The organism is Mucilaginibacter aquaedulcis, from assembly GCF_030409325.1.
Classification (GTDB): domain Bacteria; phylum Bacteroidota; class Bacteroidia; order Sphingobacteriales; family Sphingobacteriaceae; genus Mucilaginibacter; species Mucilaginibacter aquaedulcis.
The window spans coordinates 571,560-588,767 of record NZ_JAUFPR010000001.1; the positions used below are offsets into that span (position 1 = coordinate 571,560).

General features: G+C 42.7%; 17 protein-coding genes. 5 read left to right on the forward strand and 12 right to left on the reverse strand.

Features of this window, described 5'->3' with window-relative positions; genetic code table 11:
• The first annotated feature begins 216 nt into the window (after positions 1-216).
• Positions 217-816 (forward strand): hypothetical protein, encoded by a 600-nt coding sequence (locus QWZ01_RS02300; protein ID WP_290321603.1) that lies wholly within the window; start codon positions 217-219, stop codon positions 814-816.
• 24 nt (positions 817-840) lie between these two features.
• Here QWZ01_RS02300 and QWZ01_RS02305 read toward each other — a convergent pair whose 3' ends face one another.
• A complete protein-coding gene (locus QWZ01_RS02305; protein WP_290321604.1) occupies positions 841-1,524 on the reverse strand; it encodes a heme exporter protein CcmB in 684 nt (227 codons plus the stop codon).
• A 112-nt stretch (positions 1,525-1,636) separates the two neighbouring features.
• On the opposite strand from QWZ01_RS02305, the gene QWZ01_RS02310 reads away from it, so the two are divergent.
• Complete coding sequence (locus tag QWZ01_RS02310) at positions 1,637-2,122, forward strand: methylated-DNA--[protein]-cysteine S-methyltransferase (protein WP_290321605.1); 486 nt, start codon at positions 1,637-1,639, stop codon at positions 2,120-2,122.
• Positions 2,123-2,128: 6 nt separating this feature from the next.
• On the opposite strand, the gene QWZ01_RS02315 is transcribed toward QWZ01_RS02310, so the two are convergent.
• From QWZ01_RS02315 to QWZ01_RS02350, 8 genes are all read right to left on the reverse strand, one after another.
• Positions 2,129-4,057 (reverse strand): hybrid sensor histidine kinase/response regulator, encoded by a 1,929-nt coding sequence (locus QWZ01_RS02315; RefSeq protein WP_290321606.1) that lies wholly within the window; start codon positions 4,055-4,057, stop codon positions 2,129-2,131.
• A 26-nt stretch (positions 4,058-4,083) separates the two neighbouring features.
• Complete coding sequence (locus QWZ01_RS02320; protein WP_290321607.1) at positions 4,084-4,653, reverse strand: chemotaxis protein CheB; 570 nt, start codon at positions 4,651-4,653, stop codon at positions 4,084-4,086.
• 7 nt (positions 4,654-4,660) lie between these two features.
• On the reverse strand, positions 4,661-5,491 hold the full coding sequence (locus QWZ01_RS02325; protein WP_290321608.1) for a CheR family methyltransferase: 831 nt from the start codon (positions 5,489-5,491) through the stop codon (positions 4,661-4,663).
• Between the two features lie 2 nt (positions 5,492-5,493).
• Complete coding sequence (locus QWZ01_RS02330) at positions 5,494-8,943, reverse strand: response regulator (protein ID WP_290321609.1); 3,450 nt, start codon at positions 8,941-8,943, stop codon at positions 5,494-5,496.
• Positions 8,944-9,032: 89 nt separating this feature from the next.
• Positions 9,033-9,461, reverse strand: coding sequence for a hypothetical protein (locus tag QWZ01_RS02335; protein ID WP_290321610.1), 429 nt, complete (start codon positions 9,459-9,461; stop codon positions 9,033-9,035).
• 142 nt (positions 9,462-9,603) lie between these two features.
• On the reverse strand, positions 9,604-9,933 hold the full coding sequence (gene gldC, locus QWZ01_RS02340) for a gliding motility protein GldC (protein WP_290321611.1): 330 nt from the start codon (positions 9,931-9,933) through the stop codon (positions 9,604-9,606).
• A 127-nt stretch (positions 9,934-10,060) separates the two neighbouring features.
• Positions 10,061-10,327 (reverse strand): hypothetical protein, encoded by a 267-nt coding sequence (locus tag QWZ01_RS02345; protein WP_290321612.1) that lies wholly within the window; start codon positions 10,325-10,327, stop codon positions 10,061-10,063.
• Positions 10,328-10,443: 116 nt separating this feature from the next.
• Positions 10,444-11,808 carry a DEAD/DEAH box helicase gene (locus QWZ01_RS02350; protein ID WP_290321613.1) on the reverse strand — a complete coding sequence of 455 codons (1,365 nt, stop codon included), beginning with the start codon at positions 11,806-11,808 and terminating at the stop codon, positions 10,444-10,446.
• Positions 11,809-12,164: 356 nt separating this feature from the next.
• Between QWZ01_RS02350 and QWZ01_RS02355 the strand changes: the two genes are divergently transcribed.
• Complete coding sequence (locus QWZ01_RS02355) at positions 12,165-13,499, forward strand: dihydroorotase (protein ID WP_290321614.1); 1,335 nt, start codon at positions 12,165-12,167, stop codon at positions 13,497-13,499.
• 339 nt (positions 13,500-13,838) lie between these two features.
• Here QWZ01_RS02355 and QWZ01_RS02360 read toward each other — a convergent pair whose 3' ends face one another.
• Positions 13,839-14,294, reverse strand: a complete 456-nt coding sequence (locus tag QWZ01_RS02360) for a GyrI-like domain-containing protein (protein ID WP_290321615.1) — start codon at positions 14,292-14,294, stop codon at positions 13,839-13,841.
• A 140-nt stretch (positions 14,295-14,434) separates the two neighbouring features.
• Here QWZ01_RS02360 and QWZ01_RS02365 point away from each other — a divergent pair, with 140 nt between their 5' ends.
• Entirely contained in the window at positions 14,435-14,911 is a 477-nt protein-coding gene (locus QWZ01_RS02365; RefSeq protein WP_290321616.1) for a hypothetical protein, read from the forward strand.
• A 101-nt stretch (positions 14,912-15,012) separates the two neighbouring features.
• On the opposite strand, the gene QWZ01_RS02370 is transcribed toward QWZ01_RS02365, so the two are convergent.
• Together QWZ01_RS02370 and QWZ01_RS02375 are read right to left on the reverse strand one after the other, a co-directional pair.
• Positions 15,013-15,435, reverse strand: a complete 423-nt coding sequence (locus QWZ01_RS02370; RefSeq protein ID WP_290321617.1) for an SRPBCC family protein — start codon at positions 15,433-15,435, stop codon at positions 15,013-15,015.
• Between the two features lie 130 nt (positions 15,436-15,565).
• Positions 15,566-16,516 (reverse strand): helix-turn-helix transcriptional regulator, encoded by a 951-nt coding sequence (locus tag QWZ01_RS02375; RefSeq protein ID WP_290321618.1) that lies wholly within the window; start codon positions 16,514-16,516, stop codon positions 15,566-15,568.
• Positions 16,517-16,772: 256 nt separating this feature from the next.
• On the opposite strand from QWZ01_RS02375, the gene QWZ01_RS02380 reads away from it, so the two are divergent.
• Positions 16,773-17,189 (forward strand): putative signal transducing protein, encoded by a 417-nt coding sequence (locus QWZ01_RS02380; RefSeq protein ID WP_290321619.1) that lies wholly within the window; start codon positions 16,773-16,775, stop codon positions 17,187-17,189.
• The last annotated feature ends 19 nt before the right edge of the window (positions 17,190-17,208 follow it).

The following is a 17,208-nucleotide window of genomic DNA, read 5'->3' on the forward strand; positions in this document are numbered from 1 at the left end:
AAATAGGAATACTACAATATTTTTTCAAGATACTAAAAAACGCATTTTTTATGAACGCACGATGAAATTGTACGCTATTTTAAATTATTTCTGCCGAGGAGGCTTTATCTGGGTAACAATCACCGTATTATCTAAATTCAAAAACAAATACTAACCGTATTTGCCTGATGAGCATGCTTATAAATCAGTTATATTTAAGCTATTACGCCATCAGCAATGTTTAAACTACGACAATTATTATCAGGATCACGGCAAGGTAGAAACGATATAAACAGGGTAATTACGCTATTGTGGCTGCTGATCCTGATCGGGCTGTTGTCGCTTGCTTTTCCGGCAACCGTTAAAATACTGCAAAACGATTGGGCCGGGGCGCTAACAACCATTGGTTCAGGTCTCTTTTTGGCTGGCGCTGCTACCCTTGTGGGTTCTATTATTGGTTTTTTGTTTGGTGTGCCCAAAAACAATAATGAAACAGATGGAAACAAAGAAACATCTCCCTCCTATCAGCAAACATTATATCAGCCCAATACCAATCTGGAGCAAATATCCGACTGGCTTACAAAAATTATTGTGGGTGTGGGCCTGGTAGAGATCAACAAGATCATTGCCTTTTTTAAGTTCATAGGCGATTACTGCGGACCAGCCTTCAGCAATCATCCGGCTGGTGAGATCATTGCCATTTCCATATGCCTGCATTATACGCTGGTAGGCTTTGTGCAGGGCTTTTTACTGGCCTATTTATGGTTACCCTCCGCATTTGCCCGGGCACGTAAAAACGCCGAAGAAATAATGAAGGATAAAGAAAAGGATCAGTAATATTTAATAATGATACCTTCCCCCTTAATCCCTCCACAGGTACGGGAATAGCAATAGCGAAGTAGTGATCACAATGGCATTAATAGCCAGCAGTACGCCAACATTACCCAGGTTAAAGCTGCGGTCTACTCCATCCATAGCATTTTTGCTGAGTTTGATAAGCACCAGTATCACGGGTATAATAACCGGGAAGCTTAATATGGCCATCAGCGTGCCGTTATTGCCTGCCTTTGATGCAATGGCCGAAATCATGGTAAATACCGTTGAAAAACTTAAGCTGCCCAGCAACACGGTAAAAAAGTAATACACAGGATCGCCAAGGGTATTGGTGAAGAACACCATGTACACCAGCAAAGCCAGTATGCTTAATAACGACATCAGCATGATGTTATAAATGGTTTTAGATAAGATAATAGCCTGCGGACTTGCTATGGAGTAATAGTATAGCAAACGGTTCTTACTCTCCTGCATAAAGCTCTTGGCTATAGCGTTAACAGATGCAAACAGCATAATTATCCAGAACAGTACGTTCCACACTACCTGATATCCTGTACTGCCGCTAAAACCTGCCGTTAGGTTAAATGAAATGTAACAAACAAATACAGTGGATACCACATACAATAAAACACCGTTAAAGGCATATTTTGACCGCCACTCCAGCAAAATTTCCTTTTTTAGGAGGTACCATGTTTCGTTAACCAGTTTCATACCACGCAAAGGTAATAATTAGTTTTTGGGTTTATTTGAGCACTTGTTTGATTAGGGCTATTGCATTAGCTTTGAATTTAATTAAACCAGCATCCGCTAAAATATATTTAAAATGCCCGAAGTCTATTGCCATACACCATTGGGAATTACCCGCATTACCGAAGATGAAGGTTTTATTTCGGGCGTATCGGTTTTAAACGAGGAGTACGAAGTTACACCCGCGCCTACCCCGCTTTTGCAAACGGCCATTAACCAACTGGATGAGTATTTTAAAGGCGAGCGCAAAACATTCGACCTTCCCATTAAACAACCCGGGTCAGATTTTCAACAAAAGGTATGGGAGCAGTTGTTAAAAATCAATTATGGCAGTACCATAACCTATTCGCAGCAATCAAACCTGATGAATAACCCATTGGCCATAAGGGCCATTGCGGCAGCAAACGGTAAAAATAATTTGTGGATAGTGGTACCCTGCCACCGGGTAATTGGTGCCGATGGCAGCCTTACAGGTTATGCGGGAGGCCTGTGGCGTAAAAAGTGGCTGTTAGAGCATGAGGCCCGTACCATGGGCACGGGCCAAACCAGGCTTGAGTTTTAGTATATCTTAGACTTCTACATTAAGCAGACGGCTCATTTTTTCATGCAGCTGATAAGGCTGAAATGGCTTTGCCAATACATCATTCATACCGGCGGCAAGTGCTTCCTGCTGCTCATGGCCTAATGATGATGCCGAAAGCGATATGATAGGAGTACTCCTTTTGGGCTCTTCAAAATCAACACGCATGTTACGGGCAGCCTCGTAGCCGTTCATTTCGGGCATGTGGGTGTCCATTAAAATAAGGTCGTAATTTTTAGCTTTTAGCTTGTCAATAGCTTTGCGGCCGTTATCAACCATATCAACATCTACATTCCAGTCCTTCAATATTTTTGAAAGCATAAACTGGTTAACCATATTATCCTCGGCCACCAAAACGCTTATGTTATTAAACGGCAGCAGGTCTTTCCTGGCTTTAGCGTTGTTATTTTCGATCGGTTTGATTGCAATGGTATGCCAGTTTATAAAATTAAACACGCTTCCCTTGCCCAGTTGGCTGGTTACTTCCAGCTCGCCGCCTTTTAATTCGACCAATTTTTTAACAATGGCCAAACCAAGTCCGGTACCACCGTATTTATTACCGGTATCTTCCTCGGCCTGTTCAAACGATTCAAAGATCTTGTTGATCCTGTCGGCAGGTACCCCAATGCCCGAATCTTCCACGCTGTATTTCAGCTTAACCTTATCATTATGTTTTTGCAATACCGATACTGTAAGCTTTACATATCCCCTTGGCGTAAACTTAATGGCGTTGCTCAGCAGGTTCATCAGGATTTGGTTCAAACGAAGCGAATCAACCATCAGCAATTCGGGCACCTCACTGTCAATATCCAGTACAAAATCAATATTACTCTCATCGGCCCTGAACTTAAGCAGGTCAAAAACCGATTTAATCAGATCATGTATGTTATTTGGTGTACGTACAATGTTAAATTTACCCGCCTCTATTTTTGAAATATCAAGTACATCGTTTATTACTCCCAATAATGAGCGCGATGATGTTTCCAACAGATCGAGCATACTTTTTTGCTGCTCGTTAAGGTCGGTTTTGAGCAGCAGGTCTGTTATACCTATAATGCCGTTAACCGGGGTGCGCAGCTCATGGCTCATATTGGCCAAAAAGGTTTCCTTTACTTTTTTACCGTATTCGGCTTCCTCTTTTGATTTGATCAGTTGCTCCTGATAACTTTTTTGAGGGGAAATATCACTGATATTCAGGAAGATGGTTTTATTGTGGTACGATGCACGGCATTCGGCCCAGATCACCCTTTTGTTAAAGGTTACCAACTGAACCTCAAAAACCGCAAAGCTGAGATTCTCTGTAATAATTTCACCAAGCTTGTTACGAAAGGTTTGTTGATGCCCGTCAAACGACAAGTCGACAATACTTTTGCCTAACAGTTCCTGCGGTTTAAAACCGATAATGCTCTCAACCGCCGGGTTAATGTTGCCAATGCGCAGGGTTTGCGCATCAACCGAACAAATAATATCAGCCGAATTTTTCACCACGATGGCAAAGTTTTCCAACTCTTCGTTCTTCAATTTAACTTCGGCCTGTGCACGGGCCATGTGTACAAATGAATCAACCTTTGCCGATGTAATGTACGGATCAAGCGGTTTATACAGGTAATCGATAGCGCCTGTACCCAAACCCTTAACCGCGTATTTGGTTTCTTTTGAAATAGCGGTTACAAAAATCACCATGATATCCCTGGTGCGTGGGTTTGATTTAAGCATTTCAACCAGTTCAAACCCATCCATTTCGGGCATCTGAACATCAACAAGTGCAATGGCAATATGTGTATCCCAGGCTATTTTAAGGGCCTCATTAGGAGATGTAGTTGAATATATTTTAATATCATCACGTTTGAGGAGAGCCTCAAGCGCTATGATATTTTCCTCTCGGTCATCAACAATAAGAATATTAACGGGGGTCATTTAATATTAATTATTTATTTAAATCACTATGTGAGCAAAAGCTCAAATATCTGTTCTGTATGTAGTATATAGTCTGCAGCACCCAAATTAATTGCCGATGAAGGCATTTCGTTCATCTCCGCATCATCGGGGTGTTGGGCAATGGTAGCCGCGCCGTTATTTTTTAGCTTCAGCAAACCTTCGGCGCCATCCTGGTTTGCTCCTGATAATAAAATAGCCATGCAGCGCTCTTTATAAATTTCGGCAGCGCTTTCAAAGGTAACGTCAATTGATGGCTTTGAGTACCAAACCGCTTCAGAAACATCCAGGCTAAAATACCCGTCTGTTTCAATAAGGGTATGATAGTTTGCCGGCGCTATATAAATAGTATTCTTTTTAAGAATATCCTTATCCTTTATTTCGCGCAGTAACATACGGCTGTTCTCAGCAAATAGTTTTTCTATTTCGCTAAAAAAATTCTTTTTCCGGTGGATAATAATGATCACAATTTTATCAAGATCAGCAGGCAGCAGTTTTACTATCTCAAACATGATTTTAAACGAACCGGCCGAACCACCTAACAATAAAATATCGGTAGTACGCCAGCGTTCGATCAAGTTTTTATCAGGTCCCAATTTTTTGATAAATATTTTCTTTCTGGTTGATCACCTTAAACTTCTTTTTAAAAACGTCTGACCGTATGGTTTCCTTGCTGCCCAGGCATAAATACCCTAATGGGCATAAGCTTTTATAAAACAGATCCAGTATGCGCTCCTGCAACTGTGTTTCAAAATAGATGAATACATTTCGGCAGCTGATGAGCTGAAACTCATTAAACACATCATCTGAAACCAGATTATGCACAGAGAATAAAGTATTCTGCTTTAACTCATTATGTATTGACGCCGCATCGTACAAAATGGTAAAGTTATCAGATATGGAACCCTTTAACCCTGTGTACTGGTAATTCTCTGCATAACTCTTTATACTGCGCAGGCTGTATATCCCCTTGCGCGCCTCTTTTAGTACCTCGGTATTAATATCGGTACCGTATATGAACGATTTTTTACTGAGCCCTGCCTCGCGCAATAATATGGCCATTGAGTAAACCTCCTCGCCTGTTGAACAACCCGCGCACCAGATTTTGGCATGCTGATAGGTTGAAAGGTAAGGTATTACCTGTTCATTGAGCGCTTTGTAAAACGACGGGTCACGAAACATTTCGGTAACGTTCACCGTGATCTCCTCTAAAAAATCCTGAAAAAAGTGCGGATCATTCACCAAAACATGTTTCAGATCATAAAACTCCAGCTTTTTAAGCTGCATGATCCTTACTATGCGCCTTTTTAATGAGGCCTTTGTATAACCTGAAAAATCAAACCCATGTACTCTTTTTACCAGATCAATGAGTTCAGTTATTTGCAGGGATGTTATAATAACTGCAGTATCACTCATAGTTAACTTTCAAGCCACAATTGCATTAACGATATAAGCCTGTCCATATCAACCGGTTTGGTGATATAGTCATTGGCGCCAGCCTCAATGCACTTTTCACGATCATCTTTCATTGCTTTGGCTGTTAATGCTATTACGGGTAACTTGGCCCATTTGTTTTGCTTACGGATATATCTTGTTGCTTCGTAACCATCCATCTTAGGCATCATGATATCCATCAGTACAATATCAATGTTACTGATCTCTTCCAGTTTGGCAATGGCCTCTTCACCGTCGTTGGCAATCTCTACATTAAGGTCATAGCTTTGAAGGGCGCTGCTCAGGGCAAAAATGTTGCGCATATCGTCGTCAACAATCAGTACTTTTTTGCCTTTGATGGCATCCTTACCTTTGGCAGGTGCCTTTGCCTTGGTAAATGCCGGGGCCTGGTCATTTTGATTCACCGCTGTTTCGCTGATCTTGTTCAGGAACAGATTTACCTCATCAATTAACCTATCGGCAGATTTGTTGGTTTTTACCACCATGGCATTGGCATACTGCATTAGCCTGTTAACAGATGTTTTATCAAGCTCCATAGCAGTATTCACAATTACCGGGAGCGATGCAAAACGATCAACCTGTTTGATCTTATCTAACAGATCAAGCCCTGAAATATCAGGCAGGTTAAGATCAAGTATCACACACTGGTACTCGTTTTCATGCAACATCCTGAAAGCCGATTCGCCGTCAAAGGCCTGATCAACGGTGATACCCTGACCCTGCATCATATCTTTCAAAGCCTGGCTTTGGGCCTTATGATCTTCAACCAGTAATATTTGTGTAAAGCGGGTGCCGCTTTGCAGCATAATATCACCAAAAAGCTTATCAAGGGTTTCTGTATTGATCGGTTTTTTGAGGAAGCTGATGGCGCCCTCTTTACGCACGCGGTTGGCAGCAGCCTCACCGGCCGACATCAGGTGAACCGGGATATGCATAGTTTGCTCATCTGCCTTCAGCTCTTTCAATATTTGCCAGCCATCTTTACCAGGTAGCATAATATCCAGTATCACGGCATCGGGCATGGTTTCTTTTACAGTTTCAACCGCGCCGGTACCTTCATGCACCATGACTGATTTATAACCATGCTCGCGGGCATAATCCTGCAATATGTTGGCAAAGTTTTTATCATCCTCCACAATTACCACCAGTGGCTCACGGTTATCTTCGCGGGTAATAGTTTTGGCCGGTTTTAAAAACTCACCGTTTGATTTAAATGTTTTCGGCTCCGGTAATACCTCCGCCTCAACAACAGGAACATGTTTTGCAGCAAAAGGAATGTTAAGCACAAACTCGCTGCCAACACCCTGTTCGCTGGTAAGGCTGATGGTACCGCCCAACAGCAGGGCCAGCTCACGGCTTATTGACAGGCCAAGACCCGTACCTCCGTACTTGCGGCTTGTTGAGCCATCGGCCTGTTGAAACGCTTCAAATATGATGCGCTGCTTTTCGGCAGGTATGCCAATACCCGAATCTTTAATGGCAAAGCTAATGCTATCCGGATTTTCGTCTGGCCTGGCGGTGATTGAGATTGAACCGTTTTCTGAGGTAAACTTGAACGCGTTGGAGAGCAGGTTTTTAATAACCTGTTCAACCCTTACCTTATCGGTAAATATGGTTTTAGGTAAACTTTTGTCAACGTTGGTGCTGTAATTGATTTTCTTGTTTGTGGCAAATTCGGCAAACAACATTTCCATATCGCCCAAAATTTCGGCTACCTTGATATCCTCATTTTGCATATCCAACTTGCCCGATTCAATTTTTGAAAGGTCAAGAATATCATTGATCAGGGTAAGCAGGTCATTACCGGCGTTAAAAATCACGCTGGCATATTTCACCTGATCTTCGGTAAGGTTGTGCGGTTTGTTATCCTTCAGGATACGGGCCAGTACCAGGATACTGTTAAGCGGTGTGCGCAGCTCATGGCTCATGTTGGCCAAAAACTCCGATTTATATTTACCGGTAGTTTCCAGCTCATCAACCTTAAGGTTGATGGCGGCGCGGGCCTGTTCAATAGCCTGGTTCTTTTCTTCGAGCAGGCTGGCTTTTTCTTCCAGTTCGGCGTTAATGGTGCGCAGTTCTTCCTGCTGTACCCGAAGCTCCTCTTCTGATGCCTGCAACATTTCTGTTTTGTTCATCAGCTCTTCGTTGGTAACGCGCATTTCTTCCTGTTGTGCCTCCAACTCCTCGGCCTGTTGCTGAGTTTCCTCAAACAGATCATGCATGATGGTACGGGCCTGCGCGGTGTTGATGGCTATACCAATGTCATTAGCGGCAACACGAATGTATTCGCTGTCATTAACCGCCAGTTCATTGGTGTAAGCTATTTCCATTACACCCTTCAGTTTTTTATCAAAAAAGAAAGGAACTATAAAAGTTTCGGTAAGGGTTTCTTTTAATACGGATGATTCAAGGTCAAACCTTTCATTCAGTTTGCCTTTAACAACTTTTGCTTTTTTGTCTTGCGCCACCTGTCCCAGCCAGCCTTCGGCAAGCTGAACGGTTTTCTTTAAAAAGTCGGGGTTATGGAAAGCGTACGAAGCGTAAAGCTCCAGGCGATGCTGAGTTTCATTGAATAAATAGAAAGTACCGGCTGATGCTTTAGTGTAAGTACAAACCTCGGTCAGTATATTTTCTGAAAGTTCCTTTTCACTTTGCTGGCCCTGCATTTTTTCGTTAAGGAAACCAGTGCCGGTAAGCAGCCAGTTTTTAGCCTCGTTTTCGGCCAGTACCTTGCCCAGTTCAATATTGGCTACCTTGATTTCTTCCTCAATTTTTTTCTGCGTATCAAAAGTAGTTTGAATGTAGAAGAACAATACAAGGATAATCACCAGGAATATCAATGAGCCGCCAACCAGGATAATAATGGTTGTACTTGATGCCGACTCCGAGCTATCCTTACGTACCTGAAGCACGTTATTTTCAGAATCAATGATATGAGTAAGCAAGCCCCTGATCATATCCATGTTTTGCTTACCATCAAAAAACATGCGGTTGGCAAGCATAAATTCAAGGCCCTTGGCTTCGCGGGTATCAATATTATTTTTAAGGATGATGCGCTGCGCGGCAACGTATGATGTTAACGAATCTATTCGCTTTTGCTGTAACAGGTTATCCCTGGTAAGATCACGTAATGATTGCAGATCAACACTGATACGCGGCAGCGCCTCATTGTAGGGGTCAAGAAATACCTTGTTGTTGGTTGCCCCATAACCACGCATACCGGTTTCGGCATCAATCAGGTGCTGCAGCAGGCTATTTGATGATTTGATAACATTCTGGGTATGATCAACCCAAACGTTATCCTCTTCAAACTGGCGAATACTTTTATACGACAATATACCCACCGTTAAAACAAGTATGATGGATACAACAAAGCCCGCTAAAACCTGCTGGCGGAAGGAGAATTTAAACATGCAGACGTATTAATTGTTTTGATACAAATATGTTTAAAAAAAACCTTTTACTATGTAAAAAGCTTAATAAACATTTGAGGAATAATTTCTTAGCTACTAAACTCGGCGTTTTGGATATAATTTTTAGGTTTGCTTTTTAAGGCTCCGCCTACCGAAAACGCTACTCCGGCAAACAGCACATACCATCCCCATTTAAATTTAACCTGCCTTGCCAAAAATGATTCAAACTTATGAAAAGGTATAAAGCTAAAAGTAAAGTGAATTTTCAGGAACGCGGCAATAAGCAGCATTACCACCAGGCCGGCAGACACCCAGGCAGCTGCCTGTATAATTTTAGGCTGATTTAAAAACGACGCCGCGATACCTATAATGGCCACCAACAGCATCACCAAACCGTAAGGCTGGTTAAGCTGGTAAACATTCCAGTTAAACAAACCGAACGGCCGCAGCAGCGGGCAGTACGTACCGGCAAAAATCAATACAAAGCCTACAAATGATAAAATAGAACTTATACGCATAAGGTGAATGGTGAGTAGTGAGTTTGTGGGTGCTGAGTAGTGAGTAAGCAGTAGTGAGTTATTTATCAAGAATAATAAAACTCATCACTCATTACTCCAAACTAAAAACTCAATACTGAAAACTCAGAATCTGAAACTAAAATTATTGCTTTATCTCCATTTTATCGGCAAAGTGGGCACAGTAGTCGCGCAGGTCTTCTACAATGTTTTTTTCGCCGGTGGCACGTAAAAAGCTGTCGCCCATGGTTTGCAGGGTTTCATAAAAAAAGCGTTTCATTTCGTCAACCGGCATATCTTTTGTCCAAAGATCAATACGCAGGGTATTTTTATAGCTCTGATCCCAAAGGGCCAGCATGAATGATTTTACAGGCAACGCCTCTTTGTTGTTTGAATCGGTTGATTCCCACATAATGGTTTCCGGAACATTGTTATCGTCAAGGCTAACGGTTAGTTTTATTTCAGCAGTTTTCATTATAAATTCTCTTTTATATCAGTAATTATTTCAACCCGCAAGTATCCCATTTTTAGTCGGACCGGTTTATAATGGTTTTGTAATTTTTAAAATCATAATAAACCGTGGGCCAAAGCTTAGGTAATATTTATTTAACGATCAAAAATATGATGACAACCAGGGCTATAAAGCAAAGCTCAACAAGCCATAGTTTTTTAAGCTCGGCAAAAAAGTTGCGGAATATCAGATCGAGGAAAAACACCACAAACGCAAACAGCAAAAATATCCAGCCAATGGTACCGCTCCAGTTTTCGAGCGGGCGGCCTATAGTGTGTGCGCCGTATATCCAAATGTATGCCGCTACTAAAATGAAAAAGGTTGTAGCAAAGTTTAAAGGTGTAATGCGGAGTTTCATCCGGGATAATTATTGATTTATTGATTTATTGAATTATTGAGTTATTGATTTTATCAGATGGATTTCTTTTGGCAGTATCATCTGCACATCCGAAATCCGCACATCCGCATATCCATTTATCGCTTTTTTCTTGATGATGACGACCTACCCTTTGAGCCGGCTTTTGAACCGGGCTTGCCGGCTTTGCCATACCTGGCTTTTTCTTTGGCGGCATCAAATTTTTTACGCTGGTTCAAAGTCTTTTTTTCGTGAAAGGCACCTTTAAAATCCGGATCTTCCTTTCGCTTTTGCATGTCTATTTCTTTATTCTGCTCCTGGCGCTCATCGTACCCGGTTTCTTCAATAAACACATCATCGGGTATAGCAGATACCGGAATAGTTTGCTTGATCAGCTTTTCTATCTTTTTAAGATAATACTCTTCAGCAGGGCCGCAGAAGGTAATAGCTTCGCCCGATTGCAGGGCTCTGCCTGTACGGCCTATCCGGTGCACATAATCTTCAATAACCACGGGCACATCAAAATTGATCACATGGCTCACATCGCTCACATCAATACCGCGCGATGCCACATCCGTAGCCACCAGTATTTTCACCTCATCGTTTTTAAACGAATTGATGGAGTTGATGCGGGTGTTTTGCCCTTTATTGGCATGCAGCACACGTACCTCATTTTCGCCAAACTTACGCAGCAAAAACTTATACACATCTTCGGCCGCTATACGGGTTTTGCAGAATATAATTAGCTTGGTAATATCGCCTTCCTGATCAAGCAGTTTTTTGAGCAGGTTTATCTTAGTCTTGTTATTGGGCACATGGTACAAATGCTGATTCACCGTTTGTGCCGGGGTAGCCTGCGGGGTTACCTCGATAACCGTTGGGTACTCCAGAAAATTGTTCGACAATTCGTGAATCTTATCACTCATGGTAGCCGAAAACAACAGGTTTTGCCTTTTAACAGGAACAACTTCCAGTATACGGTTTATCTGGGGCATAAAGCCCATATCCATCATTTTATCGGCCTCATCAAGCACCAGCACCTGCAGGGTTTTGGTAACTATATGGCCAGCCAGGTAAATATCCATAAAGCGACCCGGAGTGGCCACAATAATATCAACTCCCTTGTTAATTTGCTCTATCTGCGTTTTAGGGCCTAAACCGCCGTAAAGCACCACCACACGCAAATCTGTATTGGCGGCAAAGGTTTTTACGTTTTCCTCGATCTGCATGGCCAGTTCGCGTGTTGGCGAAATAATGAGCGCCCGCGGACTCTCGCCCTGGGCATACTTCAGCCTCATGATGATGGGCAACACATAGGCAGCCGTTTTACCGGTACCTGTTTGCGCTATACCCATAACATCCTGCCCGTTTAAAATTGGGGGGATGGCCTTTTGCTGTATAGGAGTGGCTTCGGTATAACCGGCATCGGCTATAGCGTTCAGTATTTGCCGGTTAAAATTAAATTCTTCAAAAGTTACAGCCATGGCGCAAAGATAGGCTTTTTGTTGAAAGAGATTTGCGATGTGCGATTTTGTATGAACAAGGGTATTTTGTCTGGTTCAGACAAAATCTCAAGCCTCGTTTAAAAACCTCACCCAACCCTCTCCAAAGGAGAGGGCTTTAAAAAATATTTTCAAGTCTCCCCCTTTGGGGGAGATTTAGAGGGGGCTTATCACTTCGTACATCAATGATGCGCATTTTTCCCAATCCCTCTTTCCGGCGAAGCTGAAGAGAGGGGGATCCAGCGAAGCGCAGATCGGGTGAGTTGAATTACCTCCCCAAACCAACTTCTCATTTTTATATCCTAAATTTGCCCCATTAATAAATCCGAAATCAACTTATGTCAACAATCCTCATCAAATCAGCTACCGTAGTTAACGAGAATAAACAATATGTTACCGACATTCTGATCAAAGATGGACTTATTGAACGCATTGATACCAGCATTGATGCTCACGCCGATGAGGTGATCAATGCGGAGGGCCTGCACCTGCTGCCCGGCTGCATTGACGACCAGGTGCACTTTCGCGAACCGGGATTAACACACAAGGCTAATATCCATTCAGAATCACGCGCGGCAGTGGCCGGAGGCATTACCTCCTTTATGGAAATGCCAAACACTGTACCCAACACGCTTACTCAGCAATTGCTGCAGGATAAGTACGATATAGCTGCCCGCAGTTCGCTGGCCAATTACTCGTTTTTTATGGGTGCATCAAATGATAATCTCGACGAGGTGCTGCGTACCGATACTGCCAATGTTTGCGGCATCAAAGTGTTCATGGGTTCATCTACCGGGAACATGCTGGTTGATAATCCGCGCACACTGGATAACCTGTTTGCACAAGCGCCCATGCTTATCGCGGTGCATTGTGAAGATGAGGCCACTATTCAAAGCAACCTTGCCCATTACAAACAATTACTGGGCGATAATATACCGGTGAAACTGCACCCCAAGATCAGGAGCGCGGAGGCTTGTTATCTGTCGTCGTCGCTGGCGGTTGAACTGGCTAAAAAACACAATACAAGGCTGCATATTCTGCACATATCAACCGCGCTTGAGCCGCACCTTTTTGATAACAAAACACCGCTAAAAGATAAGCGCATTACTGCCGAGGCCTGCGTGCATCACCTGTGGTTTTCTGATGCCGATTATGACACCAAAGGCAACTTCATTAAATGGAACCCGGCAGTAAAAACAGCCGACGATCGTGATGCTGTTTTGCAGGCTGTACTGGATGGCCGCATTGATGTAATTGCCACTGACCACGCCCCACATACCCTGGCCGAAAAAGAGCAGCCATACCTGCAGGCACCATCCGGTGGGCCGCTGGTTCAGCATGCACTGCCGGCCATGTTAGAGTTGTATCACCACGGCAAAATAAGCCTCGAACAAATAGCTGAAAAAATGGCCCATAACGTGGCTACCTGTTTCCAGATTGACAAACGCGGCTTCATCCGCGAGGGCTACTGGGCCGACCTTGTGCTGGTGAATTTGAACAAACCATGGAACGTAAATAAGGGCAATATTTTATATCATTGCGGCTGGAGCCCATTTGAAGGGAGCACTTTCCGCTCACAAATTGCCTACACCTTGGTTTCGGGAAATATCGCCTACGCTAACGGAAGTTTAATTGAAGGTAAACCCGGCAAACGCCTGAATTTTAACAGGTAATAAATTTTTAATTTTTCAATTACAGAAATTTCTGTATAGGAAAAATACCCATTTTGCCATTGCAAGGAGGCTTTGAGGAAGCAATCGCAAATTTGCCTGAACCAGGATTAAACAGATTTAGGGATCAAAGGATTTTACTTTACCTTTCATAAAATCCAAAAATCCACCAATCCCCAAAATCGTGGTTCAGACAAAGTTCGCAATGATAAAAATCTTAAACTGCTTTTTTTTGTCATTGCGAGGAGGCACGACGAAGCAATCGCGAACTATGCAAGTTCCCCATGTAAAGTGCGCGATGCCACACTTCGTTCGCAATGACAAAAATGCTTAACTCCCCTCTTACGCCACTCCAACATATATCTCCACCCGGGCATCTTCGGGGTTGTGCGCCTTAATTCCATACACATCAAAATCGGCAATATACTGGCGGTTGCGGCAGGTGTTCCAGATGTGCTGCCAGGTTTCGCCAACGCGGTTTGGCATCCAGCTTTTGGCGGTATATTTTACATACGTTCCAGGCGATACTACATGGCTCACCAACCCGAGCGGAATGTTATCAAGCGAGTTTACCCGGCAGCCCAGCAAGGCCGTGTAAGGCCCTGTATGGTCAGTTTCATAATCGGTATAAACACAGTACACCTCATCGCTCGTTCTGTCCACTATCTGCGTTAAAATATTGTTATCCATAAAGCGACACCAAAGCTCCTCAATATCCTTTGCCGCCTGGCCATTATGGTTAGTGGTACGTACCGAAATTCCCAGTAAAAAGAAACCGTTTATGTGCATCCTGTTCATTATCCTAAAGTTATCATTTTGGCACCTATATACAAACTTAAACTATCTAAAATAGTGCCCGGTATTGTATATGGTTTCCATTGTTTTTTTATTAAATTATTAGTTTGTAGATTGTGTAAAGTCAATTAAACCCAATTGTCATGGATGAAATAAAATTTGATAGTCCGCATGCTTACCGCGGCTATTTAATTAACAAGTTTTGTGAGTTGGAGATCAAGATATCAAACTACCTGGCCCTCACATTTGGTAATGGCAATGATGATATTTTAACCATACTGGTTGATAGGATAACTTTTGAGGCCAAAAGGTTAGCCTATAAAGATCTGTTAAACCGCCGCGAAATTGCCAATGGCTTTGTTAAAACAAAAAGCAATAAATATCCCCACACCTTTTGGATGAACGAACTGCGGGAACTGATCGAGATCAGAAATCAGTTTGCCCACTTTATTCTGGCTCAGGATAATGAACGCGAATGTGTTATTGCCCTCATTGAATTCCGAAACTCGGCCGGTGTTATCATTTATACCAAAGATATGTACGATGCTATTTTAGAGCGGATAAATCACGTTGAACATTTTATTGAAACAACGTATAGCCACTTCAACAATCACCCTTAAAAGTCGGTTATATCACTATCACTTTTTGTTATATTGATTTTTAAATGGTTTTATACCAAAAATTTATAAGCTTTATATAAATAAATTATTTAATATATCAATTACTCTATCATTTTCCTCAAGCCATCAAAAACACCCTGCCAGTTTTGTTCAGAATGGTGCTTGGCTTCTTCATCCTTAATGTTATCCTGTGTAATGATCAGTGTGGTTATACCATCATTTTCATCTAACGAATAAGTAATGGTTGCATAGTTTTCGGGCTTATCTTCTGTGCCCGACATGCTGCTCCAATACGTATATTTTAAAAACCAACCGGGGTCTATTTCCAGTATCTTGCCATGGTCTTCATACTTTTTGCCATCCCACTCACCGCTGAAAACTATGGGCTCCCCTACCCTCCAGCTCGATTGTAAATTGGTTCCAAAAAAGTACGCTTTTACCATTTCCGGGTCGGTAAGGCCTTGCCATACTTTTGATGCAGGTGCCTTGAACTTTAATTCGGTGGTTAATGTCAGCTTTTCCATAATGCAGTTTTATTGATGGTTTAATTTAAAAACATGCGCAAAAACATGGCCACAAAACCATGATCTGCCGTTCATGTTCAACAAAGTAAACACTGCCGAATGACAGCCCTATGTCAGCAGGAAAAAACTGTTAATTATTTCTTTGGGCAATGGCCGCCGCAATGTTTTTAACGCGGCCTGCCAGCTCCTGCGGTTTCAGGATTTCGGCCTGGTCGCCAAACATCATGAACCATCGCGCAAAGCCTTCTAAGGAGGCGCTCAAAAACGTCATTTCAATTTTATTACCGATGGCTTTTTCAGATACGAAACCGCAATAATATTTTTGATAATCCAGGTGGTGGGCTATCTCCTTATCAATCCGGATCACTACTGTTTCCAGTTGTTTTTCCTGAGCGGTTTGAGCTATGTAAGCTTTTAATGTGGGGTGCTTGCTGCCGTTATAATTAATATCGGTGATCACTACTTTGCGCATTCGGTCAACCCTGAAATCGCGGTAGTCGTTACGTAAACGGCAAAAGGCTATCAGGTGCCAAAAGCTGTCGAGAAAGAATACGCCAACCGGCTCTACATCGCGCTTGGTAAACTCCTGGCTATGGCCTGCGAAATAATCAATACACAGCAGCCTTTTTTGCACAATACTATCCAGTATGGTTTGGATGTGATCGGTATTGTTATCTCCCCGCTTTTGGCTAAAACCCTTTAATACTTCAATGCTACCGTCAAGGTTTTCCAGCGCATCCTTTTCAGCGGTTTTTAAGATGGCCCTTACCTTGTACATGGCCGATTGATGATGCTTCATGGTGGTGCTATCGGTAAGCTTCTCCACAAATTTTTCGGCAGTTAAAAAGGCGGTGGCCTCCTCGCGGGTAAACATTACCGGGGGCAGGCGGTAACCATCCATGATAGAATAGCCAACCCCGGCCTCGCCAATAATGGGTATACCGGCCTCTTCCAGGGTTTTCACATCGCGGTATACGGTACGTAAACTGATATCAAAGCGCTCGGCAATGTCAGAGGCTTTTACCACCCTGCGCGACTGGAGCTGTATTAAAATAGCCGAAATACGATCGATGCGGTTCATGCCATCAAATTAAGCAAAAAACAAGCTACCTTTGGTAGATTATTTCGGATTTCGGATGTTCGATTTGGGATTTAGTAATTTGAATTTGTCTGAACCACGATTAAACAGATTATGAGATTATGGGATTTCTCAATTTATAATTTCGGGTTTTAGCCGTTCGATCTGAAATTCGTTTTTATTTTTTAACCATGCTAAGTTTTCTAAATCCGAAATCGAACATCCGAAATCCCAAATCAAAATAAATCAAAAATACACTATGGCTACCGAAAACAATGATAAGATCATCACATTAGAAACCTATTATGATGTGATGCTGGCTCACATTATCCGCACCAAGCTGGAAGATAATGGCATACCCTGCTTTATTGCCGACGAGAACACCATAGGCGCCAACCCCTTATATAACCAGGCTGTAGGCGGCGTTAAATTGAAAATTTTTGAACGCGACCTGGAAAGATGCCGCGAGATACTGGCCACCCAGGGCGACCTGCACGATCAGGATCATGTAGAGATTGATGAGGAGCTTGACCAGGTGATTATTTGCCCTTACTGCGCATCAACCAACATCGGCCCTGCCGATCCGGGTAAATTTTCATCTTTTCTATCGGCTGTTTTTCCTTTTCACAATACCAAGGCCTGGCACTGTTTTAACTGCTTGCAGGATTTTGAATAAGGCCGTTATCAGGCCCTGC

Coding starts and splice junctions, on each gene's coding strand:
- QWZ01_RS02370 (WP_290321617.1), bottom strand. CDS start 15,435: ATGGAAAAGCTGACATTAACCACCGAATTAAAGTTCAAGGCACCTGCA.
- QWZ01_RS02375 (WP_290321618.1), bottom strand. CDS start 16,516: ATGAACCGCATCGATCGTATTTCGGCTATTTTAATACAGCTCCAGTCG.
- QWZ01_RS02305 (WP_290321604.1), bottom strand. CDS start 1,524: ATGAAACTGGTTAACGAAACATGGTACCTCCTAAAAAAGGAAATTTTG.
- QWZ01_RS02315 (WP_290321606.1), bottom strand. CDS start 4,057: ATGACCCCCGTTAATATTCTTATTGTTGATGACCGAGAGGAAAATATC.
- QWZ01_RS02345 (WP_290321612.1), bottom strand. CDS start 10,327: ATGAAACTCCGCATTACACCTTTAAACTTTGCTACAACCTTTTTCATT.
- QWZ01_RS02360 (WP_290321615.1), bottom strand. CDS start 14,294: ATGAACAGGATGCACATAAACGGTTTCTTTTTACTGGGAATTTCGGTA.
- QWZ01_RS02365 (WP_290321616.1), top strand. CDS start 14,435: ATGGATGAAATAAAATTTGATAGTCCGCATGCTTACCGCGGCTATTTA.
- QWZ01_RS02330 (WP_290321609.1), bottom strand. CDS start 8,943: ATGTTTAAATTCTCCTTCCGCCAGCAGGTTTTAGCGGGCTTTGTTGTA.
- QWZ01_RS02310 (WP_290321605.1), top strand. CDS start 1,637: ATGCCCGAAGTCTATTGCCATACACCATTGGGAATTACCCGCATTACC.
- gldC (WP_290321611.1), bottom strand. CDS start 9,933: ATGAAAACTGCTGAAATAAAACTAACCGTTAGCCTTGACGATAACAAT.
- QWZ01_RS02325 (WP_290321608.1), bottom strand. CDS start 5,491: ATGAGTGATACTGCAGTTATTATAACATCCCTGCAAATAACTGAACTC.
- QWZ01_RS02350 (WP_290321613.1), bottom strand. CDS start 11,808: ATGGCTGTAACTTTTGAAGAATTTAATTTTAACCGGCAAATACTGAAC.
- QWZ01_RS02380 (WP_290321619.1), top strand. CDS start 16,773: ATGGCTACCGAAAACAATGATAAGATCATCACATTAGAAACCTATTAT.
- QWZ01_RS02355 (WP_290321614.1), top strand. CDS start 12,165: ATGTCAACAATCCTCATCAAATCAGCTACCGTAGTTAACGAGAATAAA.
- QWZ01_RS02300 (WP_290321603.1), top strand. CDS start 217: ATGTTTAAACTACGACAATTATTATCAGGATCACGGCAAGGTAGAAAC.
- QWZ01_RS02335 (WP_290321610.1), bottom strand. CDS start 9,461: ATGCGTATAAGTTCTATTTTATCATTTGTAGGCTTTGTATTGATTTTT.